The sequence below is a fragment of the Enterobacter cloacae complex sp. BZL2005 genome, from assembly GCF_049238885.1.
Taxonomy (GTDB): Bacteria; Pseudomonadota; Gammaproteobacteria; order Enterobacterales; family Enterobacteriaceae; genus Enterobacter; species Enterobacter roggenkampii.
On record NZ_JBMKGI010000001.1, the window covers coordinates 849536 to 863333 of the forward strand.

Annotated in this window: 16 protein-coding genes, 1 tRNA gene and 3 pseudogenes; 4 read left to right on the forward strand and 16 right to left on the reverse strand. The window is 49.5% G+C overall.

The window, feature by feature from the left end:
- Positions 1 to 10: 10 nt before the first annotated feature.
- From ACOTXI_RS04265 to xisR, 3 genes are all read right to left on the reverse strand, one after another.
- On the reverse strand, positions 11 to 1027 hold the full coding sequence (locus ACOTXI_RS04265) for an iron ABC transporter substrate-binding protein (RefSeq protein ID WP_045335421.1): 1017 nt from the start codon (positions 1025 to 1027) through the stop codon (positions 11 to 13).
- Between the two features lie 358 nt (positions 1028 to 1385).
- Positions 1386 to 2216 carry a CPBP family intramembrane glutamic endopeptidase gene (locus ACOTXI_RS04270; protein WP_058654321.1) on the reverse strand — a complete coding sequence of 277 codons (831 nt, stop codon included), beginning with the start codon at positions 2214 to 2216 and terminating at the stop codon, positions 1386 to 1388.
- A 266-nt stretch (positions 2217 to 2482) separates the two neighbouring features.
- Positions 2483 to 2731 (reverse strand): excisionase family protein, encoded by a 249-nt coding sequence (gene xisR, locus ACOTXI_RS04275; RefSeq protein WP_055321780.1) that lies wholly within the window; start codon positions 2729 to 2731, stop codon positions 2483 to 2485.
- Positions 2732 to 2781: 50 nt separating this feature from the next.
- Between xisR and ACOTXI_RS04280 the strand changes: the two genes are divergently transcribed.
- On the forward strand, positions 2782 to 2958 hold the full coding sequence (locus ACOTXI_RS04280) for a helix-turn-helix transcriptional regulator (RefSeq protein ID WP_181008243.1): 177 nt from the start codon (positions 2782 to 2784) through the stop codon (positions 2956 to 2958).
- 375 nt (positions 2959 to 3333) lie between these two features.
- Here ACOTXI_RS04280 and ACOTXI_RS04285 read toward each other — a convergent pair whose 3' ends face one another.
- Both ACOTXI_RS04285 and ACOTXI_RS04290 read right to left on the reverse strand, forming a co-directional pair.
- Positions 3334 to 3648, reverse strand: coding sequence for a tail fiber assembly protein (locus ACOTXI_RS04285; RefSeq protein WP_055321782.1), 315 nt, complete (start codon positions 3646 to 3648; stop codon positions 3334 to 3336).
- Positions 3638 to 5617: a hypothetical protein gene (locus tag ACOTXI_RS04290; RefSeq protein ID WP_181008242.1), complete on the reverse strand. Its 1980-nt coding sequence runs from the start codon at positions 5615 to 5617 to the stop codon at positions 3638 to 3640. Before ACOTXI_RS04290 ends, ACOTXI_RS04285 begins: the two co-directional genes overlap by 11 nt.
- A 108-nt stretch (positions 5618 to 5725) precedes the next feature.
- Here ACOTXI_RS04290 and ACOTXI_RS04295 point away from each other — a divergent pair, with 108 nt between their 5' ends.
- On the forward strand, positions 5726 to 6112 hold the full coding sequence (locus tag ACOTXI_RS04295) for a hypothetical protein (protein ID WP_126287430.1): 387 nt from the start codon (positions 5726 to 5728) through the stop codon (positions 6110 to 6112).
- Here ACOTXI_RS04295 and ACOTXI_RS04300 read toward each other — a convergent pair.
- The 7 genes and pseudogenes from ACOTXI_RS04300 to ACOTXI_RS04330 all read right to left on the reverse strand — a co-directional run bounded on the left by ACOTXI_RS04300 (position 6062) and on the right by ACOTXI_RS04330 (position 10409).
- Positions 6062 to 6703 (reverse strand): hypothetical protein, encoded by a 642-nt coding sequence (locus tag ACOTXI_RS04300; RefSeq protein ID WP_058654323.1) that lies wholly within the window; start codon positions 6701 to 6703, stop codon positions 6062 to 6064. The genes ACOTXI_RS04295 and ACOTXI_RS04300 overlap by 51 nt on opposite strands.
- Positions 6700 to 6999, reverse strand: a complete 300-nt coding sequence (locus ACOTXI_RS04305) for a hypothetical protein (RefSeq protein WP_023292719.1) — start codon at positions 6997 to 6999, stop codon at positions 6700 to 6702. Before ACOTXI_RS04305 ends, ACOTXI_RS04300 begins: the two co-directional genes overlap by 4 nt.
- A pseudogene (locus ACOTXI_RS04310) lies at positions 6999 to 8552 on the reverse strand (host specificity protein J); the annotation flags it as partial. The gene ACOTXI_RS04305 and the pseudogene ACOTXI_RS04310, both read right to left, overlap by 1 nt.
- Positions 8548 to 8901, reverse strand: a pseudogene (locus ACOTXI_RS04315) (phage major capsid protein); the annotation flags it as partial. The pseudogenes ACOTXI_RS04315 and ACOTXI_RS04310, both read right to left, overlap by 5 nt.
- A gap of 9 nt (positions 8902 to 8910) precedes the next feature.
- Positions 8911 to 9759 (reverse strand): head maturation protease, ClpP-related, encoded by an 849-nt coding sequence (locus tag ACOTXI_RS04320; protein ID WP_058654325.1) that lies wholly within the window; start codon positions 9757 to 9759, stop codon positions 8911 to 8913.
- A gap of 13 nt (positions 9760 to 9772) precedes the next feature.
- A pseudogene (locus ACOTXI_RS04325) lies at positions 9773 to 10000 on the reverse strand (phage portal protein); the annotation flags it as partial.
- 49 nt (positions 10001 to 10049) lie between these two features.
- The gene (locus tag ACOTXI_RS04330) at positions 10050 to 10409 is read right to left on the reverse strand and encodes a cell envelope integrity TolA C-terminal domain-containing protein (protein ID WP_023292743.1); all 360 of its coding nucleotides are present in this window, start codon (positions 10407 to 10409) and stop codon (positions 10050 to 10052) included.
- A gap of 172 nt (positions 10410 to 10581) precedes the next feature.
- On the opposite strand from ACOTXI_RS04330, the gene ACOTXI_RS04335 reads away from it, so the two are divergent.
- On the forward strand, positions 10582 to 10938 hold the full coding sequence (locus tag ACOTXI_RS04335; RefSeq protein WP_126287421.1) for a hypothetical protein: 357 nt from the start codon (positions 10582 to 10584) through the stop codon (positions 10936 to 10938).
- A 39-nt stretch (positions 10939 to 10977) separates the two neighbouring features.
- Here ACOTXI_RS04335 and lysC read toward each other — a convergent pair whose 3' ends face one another.
- The 3 genes from lysC to ACOTXI_RS04350 form a co-directional block, all read right to left on the reverse strand.
- Positions 10978 to 11301, reverse strand: coding sequence for an Rz1-like lysis system protein LysC (lysC, locus tag ACOTXI_RS04340; protein ID WP_421633868.1), 324 nt, complete (start codon positions 11299 to 11301; stop codon positions 10978 to 10980).
- A gap of 204 nt (positions 11302 to 11505) precedes the next feature.
- Positions 11506 to 12045 (reverse strand): lysozyme, encoded by a 540-nt coding sequence (locus ACOTXI_RS04345; protein ID WP_058654328.1) that lies wholly within the window; start codon positions 12043 to 12045, stop codon positions 11506 to 11508.
- 1 nt (position 12046) lies between these two features.
- Complete coding sequence (locus tag ACOTXI_RS04350; RefSeq protein WP_058654329.1) at positions 12047 to 12295, reverse strand: class II holin family protein; 249 nt, start codon at positions 12293 to 12295, stop codon at positions 12047 to 12049.
- 616 nt (positions 12296 to 12911) lie between these two features.
- Here ACOTXI_RS04350 and ACOTXI_RS04355 point away from each other — a divergent pair.
- The gene (locus tag ACOTXI_RS04355) at positions 12912 to 13178 is read left to right on the forward strand and encodes a hypothetical protein (RefSeq protein WP_126287442.1); all 267 of its coding nucleotides are present in this window, start codon (positions 12912 to 12914) and stop codon (positions 13176 to 13178) included.
- Positions 13179 to 13604: 426 nt separating this feature from the next.
- Here ACOTXI_RS04355 and ACOTXI_RS04360 read toward each other — a convergent pair.
- Positions 13605 to 13681, reverse strand: a tRNA-Ile gene (locus ACOTXI_RS04360).
- Positions 13682 to 13798 lie beyond the last annotated feature (117 nt).

The following is a 13798-nucleotide window of genomic DNA, read 5'->3' on the forward strand; positions in this document are numbered from 1 at the left end:
ACTCTCAGGATCACAGCAGGCCAGCTTGCGTCATCAGCTCGATAACTTTTTTACTGTTGAGCGTTGAAGGTTCAACTTTCGGTGCATCAAGATCTTTCAGCGGGACCAGTTTCGGGTTTGAGGCCGCGTTCACGCCCACGGCGTATTCAAAGGCGTTGTTGGTACGCAGGCTTTCCTGACCTTCTTTGCCGGTAATGTATTTGATGAAGGCCTGCGCCTGCGCTTTGTGCTTGCTGGACGCCAGCACGCCACCGCCGGAGAGGCTCACAAACGCGCCCGGGTCCTGGTGCTTGAAGTAGTAGAGCTGGGTGTTTTTGCTGTTTTCACCGGTTTTGGACTGATCGACAAAGCGGTAGTAGTGGTAAATCACCCCGCCATCAATCTGACCGGCATTGACCGCTTTCATCACGGTGCTGTTGCCTTTATAGGCCACGAAGTTGGCTTTCATCGCCTTGAGCCATTCCAGGGTGGCCTTCTCGCCCTTCAGGGCCAGCATCGCGCTCACGATAGCCTGGAAATCCGCGCCTGACGGTGATGCCGCCCAGCGGCCTTTCCACTCGGGTTTCGCCAGATCCATCAGCGATTTAGGCAGCTGCTGTTCGCTCAGCTTCGCCGGGTTATAGACGAACACCGTGCTGCGGGCAGCAATGCCGATCCAGCGGCCATGCGCCGGACGATACTCTGCCGGTACCTGCTTCAGGGTGTCTGAATCCAGCGGGGCAAACAGGTTGGCGTTATCCACCAGCACCATGGACGGCGAGTTTTCCGTCAGGAACACGTCTGCCGGCGATGCGCTGCCTTCCTGCACCAGCTGGTTACCCAGCTCGCTGTCATCACCATTACGCAAAGTGACTTTAATCCCGGTTTCTTTGGTAAAACCGTCAACCCACGACTTCACCAGGTTTTCATGCTGCGCGTTATAAACAACGATACCGTCGTTGTTATCGGCGGCAACCGACTGTGTGGAAAGGAAAAGGGATGATGACAACAAGGCAAGCGAGAAGCAGGACAGCAGGCGAGAATTCATGAACATATCCTTAATAGACCAACGGGAGTAACCACTCATAGCTTTGTGGGACAGGATTAAAGCATACAACAACGCTAATGATAATTAGTATCAATCCAGTTTACGCGTAAAAGTGTAAAATTTCTTTTTAGCCGATTTTGTAATGATAAAAATCCAAATTTTAATGCGAGATAATTTCTAGATTAAGAAAACCTTAAGCCTGCCAACAACGAAATTCATTAGCCTTCTATTCATTATAGCGCGAAGGTAAAACTGTTATTCGCGCGCCCGGCAGATATAAAAAAGCCCCGATAGTGCGGGGGCTTTTTATGCTTATCCGGAGGTAGCTAAATTTATTTGGCTACTCATTTAAAAAGCATCACATAGCTGCATGAGGGGCATACACAGGATAGGTGAAGAACAATAAATGCACGCAGTTCAGCCCAAAATGGAATAACGTTGCAACCCAGAGCCTGCCGCTCCACATCCACGCCAGGCCGTAAATAATGCCGGAGAGGCTGGCAAAAATAATCAGCAGTAAACCGCCGCTATAATGCATCAGCCCAAAGAGGACTGAGGCCATCAACAACGCGACAACAGGATGAACGATCCGGGACAAGCGCTGCTGCAGGTAGCCTCTGAACAGGGCTTCCTCGGCCAAAGAGACGAAGAAAATATTCGCAAGGGCAAATTGCGCGAACCATTCTGGCGCATGTGGCTCAATTCTCAGCCCGCCCAACGCCACAGCCAGAAGTAACAGCGCGGGTACCGCAAGTACCAATATTACCCAGCCGAGCTTGCCAATTTTATAGAGGGGTTTTGCTACGAATAGCGTTGGCATGCACGTAATTAAAAAGAACGGCACCACCGCCTTGTCAATATTAAAGTACATACTGAACGGTATGCTTTGCGGACCAACGACGACAGCATCCAGCACTTTGGGATTATGGAAGCCCGGGAGCACATGCATAACCAGGGCAACGGCGATGATCACACACAGGCCTTCAATCAGATAAGTATATTTATCATCCTTATTACGTAGCCATTCAACAACAGACCAGCCAATAACGATTGACGCAATAACCAGCAGCGCCGGGGCGTCAAGAATGCTCTGGTTCCAGCCGAGAAATGCCGTTAATCCCAGCAGCAGGTAAGCCAGGCTTTTATTAAGGGAAAGTGCGGCAAGCGAAATTGCGAGTAGATACCACATAAATGTCCTTCATGACCGATAAATTTTAGGGTCGATGTCCCAAATATGTCCCACAACGGAAATCAGGAGGATGTGAGTGAGGCGTAACTCTATGAAATGAAATGGCCCCTGTAGGATTGAAACTAAGCACGCAACTTTATGACTTTAAATATAAAAACACGTTAAGAAAATTAGATATACCCCCAATAATACCCCCAAATGCAAACGAGCAAAGCTATACCAGATACATTCGCACTTTCAGTAGAGTGTTTCCTGTCCAACCAACGTCATTTGCGTTGACGTGGAACGGCAGGTTTTTGTCTCTCAACCCAGGCATCGACTTCTAACCGATTATACATTATCGGACTGTTATCCTTAGGCTGACAATCGCCTGAATAGTGTCGATACTCCCTTCCCTCCATCCATGATTTTTCCCGTGCAGATCTGATAGCGTTCTTTGTGAGGCCCGTGATCGCCATCAGTAAAGACTCTGTAACCCATTTATTAGGCTCTATTCGAAATGTTTGATATTCCATAACCTACACACAATTTTTAACGAGGAGGATGACAGTTGAACATATATTTGATGGACCTGAAAGAGGTTTGCCGCACTGTTGGGTTCAAAAAAACGGCTATTTACAAGTGGATGAACGCGGGTGAGTTCCCAAACTCTATCAAGATTGGTAGTTCCGTAAGGTGGGTATCAACAGAAGTGGAAGCATGGATCACTGAAAAAGTTCGAGCATCTAGGGAGGATAAGTAGCGGTAAAGTGAATTTTTAACTTCGCACATTTCAACAAGTCCACGATTAAAGGAAGTATATGCATGATGCCAAAAGCTCGCACTAACCTTTCTGTAGATTCACTCATTGACCTGAAATATATAACTAACGATTCGGGATTCACTGCTAAATATTTTTACTCGCTGATAAAGCGGGGTGAGTTCCCTATCCCGATAAAGCTAGGCAGAAGTTCGAGGTGGTTACTAAAAGATTATTCTGAATGGAAAGCCAGACATATTATGAGAAGAGACGCAAGAGAACGCCTCAGGTAAACCATAGCTCAGAGGCTTGGTATGAATACTAAGTAACAAGCCGCATCCCTATCCTGAACTTGATGGGCTGCGGCTGTTTATTTCCTTAGTCTGGAAGTGTCGGCCAGCCTGGTGTTGCAGCGCGCAGATCGACACGGCTAAGTAGTACACGATAACGCTTCCAGGCCAGCAACCTGGATTTTTCATCATCACTGGCCAGATCAACATCTACCGCTTCCTGCAGCGATTCGATAATGGCATCCGCTTTTGTTCTCTGTTCTTGTTGAGTGTAGAGGTTGTCAAGATAAGGGATAACCGGGCGTGCCCCTTCTACAAGGGTTTCACCCTCTGCCAGGCTGTCAGGGCCACTCACCGCACGGTAACTTGTTTCTGTTACAGCCCAGTATTCTTTATCTGGCATAGGTATAGCCTCCAATATCGAGATAGAGTCCACCACCAGACACGGCGGACAGGTATTGATAAAAAATGTTAGGGTACGAGCGGAACGGGATCTCGGCTGTAAACTTCCCGTTAATCGGTACGTTGATCATATCGCCTGACGCTTCATTAGTACTTCCGATGGCAGCCACACCTGCGGTAGCGCCGTTGTTGGCAGAAAGTAAACAGGTAAGTGCCGTGACTGGGTTAAGAGAACTTACGTCTACAGCCGTTCGCGGTGTCGCTGTTCCTCCGGCTAATACGCGGTTGACGGAGTACCATGAACCCTGCAGGAAAGCCCTTCCGTCAACCGTGTTAACCCCGCGCACGCCGTTCGATGCATCAACACGGAAACTGCCGAGATAACGGCGTGAAGTATCACCTGTCTTTGTATGCGCAGGATAAGCATATGGTGTTGGCACCGTCGTGGAGATTTCAATCGCAGGCGTTCCATTGTTTGAATACAGGTAAACGTGATACCAGGTTGACGCTGTGGTCGCCCCGATATTTGCCGTAACTGGCGCCGATACTTCCAGGGGAGCGCCTGTAGAGGGGATTACAGCTGCGCCAGCAGAAACCGTTACTGTCGTTGTCGACACGGTCAGATCTAACCCACGGATAAAGCGCTTATTGATCGATTCAGTTACACGAGTGTTTACCTGCTCAATTCTTGCCGCCAGTGTTGCGGCGTCCATGCTGCCGGGGTTATTGATGCGGCCAAAGAGTTGCCCCCAGATAACACCAACGGCACGCGCAGCCAGAATATCGCTGGCGGTGTCTTTATAGACATCACTTGCCCTGGAAAGGTCAATACTCACCTGTGACGCGGTCGTGGTTGAAGCGCTTCCCGCCTGAGCGCTGTTTGGATAGGTATTCGTAGGCGCGAATACGCCGCTGGTTGACGCTGTATTAGCAAAAACTCCCGTTCCGGACGCGCCGATCGTACCTTTGGCATTTGGCGCTTCGCCATGGAAAATGCCTGCCTGAGCTGTTGTACCACCGGTTAATGCCACCTGCGCAATCGAGCCCGCCTGCACACCATTGTAATCAGGGCAGCGGAAGTGGTCCGCATCAACCTCTGCGAATGCCTGCCGCAGCTTAGGGTCTGCCAGCCATTGAGCATTAGTGACCACAGGTAGTGATCCTGAGGTCATTGCAGCCTTAACGCTGGTGTAGGTCGCATAAGGCAGTATCTGCCCGTCATACGCAACGCCACCAGTGGGGATTGTTGCGCGCGTGGGCGAATACATTGGCAGACCGAGTGGGATAGTGGCCACGCCATTTATGGCAGCAAGCGCGGCTTCAACATCACCGATAGCAATACGATCTGCTTCTGCTTCCTGAGCGGATTGGGCCGCATCAGTCTTTGACTGTGCAGCGCTCGCCTCCGACTGAGCCGCAGCATCAGCTTTCTGCGTTGCTGTGGTTGCTGCGCTTTCGGAGGCGGTTTTATTCTGCACAACCTCTGTCTTATCCAAAGCTACCTGTTGCGCGTCCACATGAATCTGAGCAGCCAGGATTTGAAGAGCATCCACATCGATGCTGTTAAGTAACTCGACAATCTTCAGCCATGACGGGCCGGAGAACGTTGAACCGTCAGGGAGCCTGACAGTGATGTTACCATCGTCACTGAAGATAGCCTGCCAGTTCTGTTTGTCATAGTTCAGACCACGCAAAGCTTCCGTTGTCTGCGATACCAGCTCTGCCGTTAACTGGTTTTGCGTGGCGCGGGGAATGGCATTCCATGCAGCACCTGACTGCGTCGGACCGGGAAATGCGCGAATTAGCGTTAATGATTCCGGGCTTTCAACTGATTTTACCGGGAGCGTATAAGTGATACCGCCAATTATGGCGACTACAAAATCACCTGCAGCAAGTTCAGTATTGAATACGGTTCCAGAACCGGCGACGATATCAGAGCCATTCGTCAGTGTTAATGTACCAGCTGACATTGCAAAACCTCCTGAAATGACATGAAAATAAACAGAAATGCGGCGTGTATCTATGTTCATGCAGCATGGAATAGTTACAATGCTGCAAAACACATAAAAGATTAAAAAATGAAACTAAGAACTTTTTTAATTGCAATGCTTCCGCTTGTACTATCTGGATGTGTTAAGCACAGTAAAGAATATAATTTCCAAATGGATTATCCGGTCGATGCTGCCCGTTTATCACTGGGTGGCGATGTTAATGTGCAGATTAACTGCGCAACCAGACAAATGGATATTATTTCTGATACAAGCGATGGGCTTTTCAGTCGCCATATTTATAAGCGCCTCAGTAATATCTGTTATAAGAAAGCAGACAGCATGAATGTGATTTATCATTTCAATGCGGATAAAGGCGTTAAGCAAAATATGATAGCAACTCAGTATCCGCGTGTTCCGCCAAAGTCAGATCCCAACGAACTGAGCAAGAGGGATTCTGATCCCCTGATTTTGTAACGTTTGCCCCCAGCTTTTTTGATTTTTTGATATGTACCGGCCCTGCAATTGCGAGCCGGTCCACTTCAGAGTGATACCTGAATAACCGACAACAGTTCCATCATCACTTAAATTTCCAGGGCAGTTATTGACCAGAATCCACGGGTTAAAGCCTGGGGTTACGATAAAGGTGTTGTTCTGAAGATCATAACCAGGTGGAACATCAAAAAAACCCATTATTCTTGGCATCTTAGACGCTGACACGGCACTCCAGATGAGTTCACCCGCACCGTTGAAAACATCAAGATAACCACTCTCCAGCGCAGCATTCCTGCTGGTGCGGATCATCATCCCCGCATAGTCCTCAAGAATTTCGGCGCCTGGCATACCATACTTATTTGGTGAGAGTTGTAACCATCTTAAATGACCGTCATTCCAGAACTCTTGCGGTGTATAGCCCAACGTACTGCCGTCTCCGAAAGGGCTGTCTATTCTGTAAGCACCTTTGCTTTGTACTGTGCCGAGTGCTCTCTGATCATAGAAAAGTGTTCCCCTGTTATCTGAGTCAACTGTAATTTTTCCGCTCTCGTTGTAAACCTCAAATCCGCTCATTGGAAATTATAAATCTCCACATTAAGTGTTCTTGGAAATGGTACCCCATTAACCGGAAGATACATGGCAGTAAAACCGCCGTTAAAAGCGCGGCAAAAAAACTCATTCACGTCCAGCCCCTGAGTGACAATGGTAATGAATGAACCATCCTGAGAGACTCCAGAAAAAGGGATATTTTTCGAACTTTCTCCCGTGGCAAAAGTTACGCTCGCACTACCAATATAACGAATGGAGAAATCAGACAGGTCGACAACTATGCGACCTGCTGAATCCCAACATTGAAGTCCCTGCGGCATCACCATAACCCCATACGGACACGGAGGACATTGTTACTGTCGTAAATACGGATAAGCTGATTATTTATAATCATCCTCCCGCCGCCAGCAACACCGTTAATTTCAAAAGTACCGTTTTTATCCAGACGCCATCCCTGAGTACCCGCGACATAGTTATTAGACTGGATAAAAGCACCTATTTTTGCATTGGTTATTGTCCCATCCTGAATGAATGCCGAGCTGATAAACACCTGACCATTCACCACTGCGAAAGGAGAATATTGCGTATCTCCACTGCCACTCATCAGCACGAACTGGTTAGCGTTAAAACCGACCCGTGTCACAACCGGTTTACCAGCTTCAGCCAGTACGGCAATGGACATCCCGGCGTTATACATCACATCGTTGATGCGAACCCCTGCCTTCAGGGTATAAATCGCTGTGGCGCCGTCCGCATCAACCACTGCGGTAAGCTTATCTTCAAGCGTTGCCGTGACGTCCTCAATTTGCGCCTGGACAGTCGTGGAGAGTTCAGCCATAGCTTTATCGACTTCGGCTATTGTCGTTCTGACAATGAGGATTTCAGCACGAACGTCACCATACTGCGCCCACTGGTGATCAACCGTAGCGTTGTTCGCCAGTGCGTTTTGCAGTGCTGCTTCCAAATCTGTATCGATATCGCTTGTAAGCCGTTCGCCATCAGCAGAGCTCAGGAAGTCATCGGCTATATCACCAAGATAATCATCGGCGTTATCGTTAGACATGCCGCGAATCCAGTCGGTATAGCCTGATTCATTTCCTGTTTTGTCCACCAGCTGCGCGCGATACCAGAATTCCTGCCCTGCCCTCAGTCCAAGCTGAGTATATTCAGCAGATGGGTAAGGCACGTCTGACAGAAGTAGCGGATCTGAAAAGTCACTGTTGGCTGTGTACTGGATTTCTGTTTTTAGCGTATCGCCGGTGTTTGCCGGGAATCCCCAGTTCAGACGAATACCCCAGTTAATGCCAGTGGCCATGAATCCCACAGGCTTCGGAGGGTTGCCTACTTTACCTGTCAGCGCCTTCTCTTCTGAATACCCCCATCCTGATGATATTTCGGCAGCATTGATGGCGCGCACGCGCACCAGGTAACGCCCTGCATAAATTCCCGGAACATCGAATGACGTAGTCGAGCTGCGCGGCATGTTCACCCAGTTCCCGTCGTTACGGCGCCACTGTGCCTCATAGGCGATGGCATTTTTTGCCTGGTCCCAGCTTACGCGCATGGTTTCGACGCTGATATTCTGCTGAATCACAGAAAACGAGCTGATTACGATGTTGGCTGGTGCGGACTGGTTTCCCGGCGGAATAACACTAATCGGTCGCTGGTCGATAATCGCGCCGGTATCAATTCTGGCGTATTTGTCCGGGTCATGAAATGCCGCAGTGATTGAGAAGGTACCATTATTGTTATCGCTCACACTGACAACGCGGTACTGTTGCGCGTAGAGCTCGTTTGATTCCACCAGCCAAACTGCTTCAGGCTGTGGCGTCTCACTGTACGTGGTTGTGACAGTTACCGACTCACCGTTTAACCGGAATACTGATGCGCTTACCACCTTCCACGCTGGAAGCAAAGGTCTTCAGGGCTTCAGCAGAGATCACCTGGTGGCCAACGGACTCGACAACCTGTTTCGCGTTTGCCAGCGGCATCTGGGCAACATGTTGCTCAAGTTCGCCCATTGCGGCCTTCAGCGTTTTTTCTGCTTCACGCAGGGCGTTGAACTCAGAAGCCATTTTATCGACGGCTGCCTTTGTTTCTTCTGAAAGCTTGCCGGATTTCTGCGCCTCTTTGAGTGCATCTTCTGCTTTAGCGTTGAACTTGCCGGTTGCCTCTTCAATGCTGGCCGTGACTTTTTTCAGAATATCGTTTACTTCAGACATAAAGGGTCCTTATTTGACTAACGCCGCCAGGGCGATTTCAAGTGAATTGATGGTTTCAGGTTTGATATCTTCGGCAGCGCCCGGCGTACCGTCGTTGGTGGTGACAGCGCCAGGCATGCCACCGGATAAGGCTTTAATGAGTTTTCTGCGCTCAGAGCGCGGGGTGTTTGTCTTGGCCAGCAATGCATCAAGTTTGCGAAGCGCGGCTGCAGGCGATTCGTCGCCGTCGCTGACCGCATCAGCAGAAAGCAAGCTGTCTGCCAGTCCCTTCGCCACAGCATCACTGCCACCGATATAGCTTTCCGCGTCCATCAGCTTCTGCACGGCGGCCATATCAAGGCCGGAGCGCGCCGCGTAGATGTCAGCCATAGCGGTATCGAAGGGTTCCAGTGACTGTGCCAGTTCTGCAAAATCATGACGGTTTCCCATCGCGTATACCCAGCAGTTGTGGATCATCAGGAAGGCACCGCGGCCAATCTGAATATCATCCCCGGCCATCGCAATTATCGAGGCGGCGCTGGCGGCAATGCCCAGCACCTTCACCGTTACACGGCCTTCGTATTCGCGGAGCAGGTTATAAATAGCCAGACCTTCGAACATGTCGCCGCCCGGTGAGTTGATATTCACCGTGACGTCGGAGCCGTTCATAGCCCGAAGCGCACCGGCAATACGTTTAGCTGTTACCCCTTCGCCCCAGTAGTCCTGCCCGATAACATCAAAAACAGAAATGCTGTTATCGTCGGTGGCCGCCGCTTTGATCCCGCCGTCCCAGCGGTCCAGTGCGGACGGTAATGTTTCACAGGTAACGCGCGCGCAGGGGCGACCCGCCGGTGCTACCGGAAGTTGTTTTTTACTCATCAGGAAAGTGCTCCTAAGCGGCCTGTTTCAGCGGAGATTGTTCAAAGGAAATATCGGGGAATACGTGGTTATGCAGCTCTCGCAGGGCCAGTGCCTGAACAGCAGGGTTGCTGCTTTCGAGATTTTTCAGTTGCGTCAGGTTGAGCTGAACGGTGTAAATATCGCCCCCTTCAATTGGCGGCATGTTCTCAAGACGACGAACGTCATTACGGGACATCCAGCCATTTTGAAGCGCGCTGGTATTGCGATGGCGAAGGCAATACAAAAGTAATAGTGGTTCTGAGACGCGTCTATGGTTTGAAATCCAACGGAAACTCCTCACCGATAAGCTCCGGCGTAAGGGGTAATAAACCATCATCACTGGCGGTCTGTATAGCTTTAACTGCCGCTTTACACAATTCCGGGTTCCCTTCTACTACATGCATATTGGTGATTTTATTTGTTCCTTTCGGCTGATGAACACGGATAGTGCATGTATCTCCGACATATCTACTGGCATATGGAAATCTACTTTCAACTGCCTCTTTAAATTTTACAGCCCATTGATTGATTATGGGGAACTCCTGTCTCTGCTTTGGTGTTAATGTTTGTTGTTTTGGCCCCTGACATCCCACCAGGAATAATACGAGGAAACATAAAAACTTACTCATTCTGCGCTCCTTACTAAATGTTTCCGAAGTTATAACATATATACAAACGAAGAATGAACGAGCTATTCTTACTTTGTATTGCAGGCATCTACACAGGGCCTGATGTAATGCTTAACAGTCGGCAACTAGACGCTCTACAGCACGACATGCCCACCAGCAGGCGAGCTTTGTAATGGCTGCCACTATCCGAAGTAGCTCCTACAGAGAAATCATTCCTGTCAAGGAATCACATCTTTACCAAGGAGGATTAATGGTTGATGTAATGCATTACGTTGTTATCAAGAAGCATGCGATTGACCACGCACATTTAGTCGTTTATCTCTTCGAGAGCGACGGAGGCAGGTATTTTTCTGCGGCACGCGCACCAGAGGATGTTGCGTTTGAGATCGGCGATATCCTCAAACATGATGTTGCGAATATCTGGGTTCGTAGCGATGGGACAAAACTAAAATTTGAGGGTAATATTTCTTGCTCTACCCTCCAAGAGGCTGAGGCCCGATTTACACAACTAATTGCCGAAATTGGATGAGAAATCTAAGGCACTCAGTGAAGAACTACTGAAGTGCCTTTATTGGCTGGCTCTTGCTTTCTCAGCCTGCCTTATGTCGGCCTTGTCGCGGTTACACTGCCCAAGCGCAGAAAGCAGGCTGACATTCAGGTCCAGACTTTGCCCCCATGACATCGGATCCAGGATAGCCGGGTAAGGCGTCTCAGCCGTGAGGTTTGCCGGAAGCGGCACCACCGACACCTTGATGTAAACCGTCCGCGTATTGCTGCAGCCGCTTAACTGCGCCATCAGGAACAGGGCGGCGAGCACAATCATCGTTCGCAACAGCAACCTTGATATCTGCCGATGCTCCCGATGCGTCCAGTGCGATCTGCTCTTTTGCATGCTGGTTGACCTCGGAGATGGTGTTGAAAATGGTCATGTTGGTCAGGACGTTAGAGGTCACTGACTCAGCGGCGTTAATCTGATGCTCTGCGGTTTCTGCGCGCGTCTGCTGCTGACTGGCAGCGTTGTGGTAGTGCATTGCCAGCCAGCCAAGGCAGACAATCAGGCACACCAACACCGCGGAGATAATGGCGGTAAGGCGGTTCACTGAACTATCCCCCAGCATGCCAGTGCGCTTTCCTGGACGCGCCGCTCGACCTGACCGTAACAGCCGTTCTTTTGGCCTTTGGTTAGTCGGCAATCACGGCCACCGTCTTTAATCCACCAGCGGATTGCTTCGCATGCCCCTTTACGGTCACCAGCGTTGATGCGATTGTAGAATGTCGATGGATAGCATTTCCCGGGACCAATGTTGTACGGGCAGAAGGATGCAATGCCCACTTTTTGCGGCGCTGTCAGTGGGACCTTGATATTCTGATCGACCCATGCAAGAGCTCTGTCTCGCTCAATGGCGTTCACTTTCTTACATTGCGCATCAGTAGCAGTCATGCCTTTTACGACACGCTTGCCGTCGATAACTGTCACACCATGGCAAAGTGACCAGACGCCACCGGGATCCATTACGGCCACTAGAGCGTTGCCTTCTTTCTCACTGATGAACTGGTCGAACAGTACAGGTGCTGACGCTCCAGCGGCGATAAGGGATAGCATGGCTGCGCTGAGTTTTGCTCTTTTCGATGCCATGTTAATTATCCTGTGGTGGTGCGGTAATGTAGCCCTTCTTAAGGGCCTTCTCGTATGCCTTGGTCTGGCGTCTTTTGAAGTAAAGGTTGGTAAGGTATGTGGCTATACCGATAAGAAAACCGCCTACCACTGCAACCTTGTTCCAGTCGAGGTCGTGCAACCATTGCAAAATGCCGCCTCCACAAATAAGACTGCCGGACACGCAATACGAGACTGCGGATGCAATTTTGTCAGGCATATATCGGATCATCTCTATCTCCTCGCTTAATGGCGGGAGCTGTGTGTAGGGTTCAGGCCCTCGGGACGATTTAACAAGTAGACGTGTCGATGATGGTTCCCGGAGCCTGAAATAAAAAAAGCCCGCTTTTGATGGCGGGCCAATCAGTTGACTATTTGTAAGGTAGGTGTGAGTAAAACCTATGCTCAGAAGTGAAGCTGTATCGGCTGATTCACTATCGGTCCAGGAGAACCATCGGGCACTCAGTTACTTCTCACAACTCAAAGCGTAGCAGCAGTTTGTAAAACCATAAAAAAAGGCCTGCTTTTTATGGCAGGTTCTCAAGGAATTTGAAACTTGTATCGTTGTTGTCATGGTGCCGGGTGCCTCCCGGTGACTCTACCCCAGTCAGCAAAGCCGCGCGCATACCTGCAGATAGCAGTTGACTGGAACGCCCTTTCGCTTAGAAAGGATTCACCACAGAAATAAATTACGCTGAACTTATTCCTGCGGTCAATGGGATTAGTCATTGTTTCCTGATGGCGGCCTTAGAAATGAAAAAGCCCCACCGAAGTGAGGCTAGTTAAATTTGAGGCACCTCATCCAACAAACCACCCGAGGTTAACCGGATTTCACGAGATGCTTTTGGATGAGCGCTGAACCCAAAGGTCAGTATTTTCACACAGCAATTTTGCAAAAAGCAGCGCTCACGCAAAAACATCTAAGGAAGGTGAAGGAAATTGGCATCGGCAATCAAATCCGAGATAACATCAATGTAAATAATAACTCCAGCTATAAGGCTGGCAGTCAGTATCAGGGCAATCTTCCAGATGCCCATAGGTCACCTCTTCTGCGGTATTCCCAATACAATTCTTATTCATCACTAAATAGAGATGAAAGTACATTGCGCAGCTAACCACAAAACAGATCACTAAAGCCAGTATTTTGAGAGTCTTTAACAACACAATTCCCCTGCTAGTTTACTGCAAGCAGGTTAACTTATAGCGGCTCAACAAATTCTCAACACAAGACATAAGCCAGGTCCGTATCACAGCGACCTTCATATAGTAGGTCAGGATTGAATAAATCAGGTGAACTCGACAATATTTCAGCGGGACTACTGGTGCAATGCACCTTCGTGAAAGCCCGGTTGCGAAGCCAAACTTGCTGGCCCGTCAGTCCACCATCAACTACCGTAGTGCCAGAAACAGCATAGGACATACTGATTACAAGTCAGTTGCTCTACCTACTGAGCTAAGTCGGCATTGGTCCGCCACCGGAGCCTCGAACCCCGTACCACAACACCTGGGTTGCCGCTCTTCCCGATGAGCTAGTGGCGGTCTGGTGGCCCTTGCTGGGTTTGAACCAGCGACCGGGCGATTATGAGTCGCACGCTCTAACCAACTGAGCTAAAGGGCCGGGAGCGAGATGATGACCTGCCCCCACGATTAGATACAACACTCAGTTAGTAACGTCGGAATCTTCATTCTCAGAATGACCCTTTCTCCAGCCCGCTGCAAATTCAGACGGTGTCTG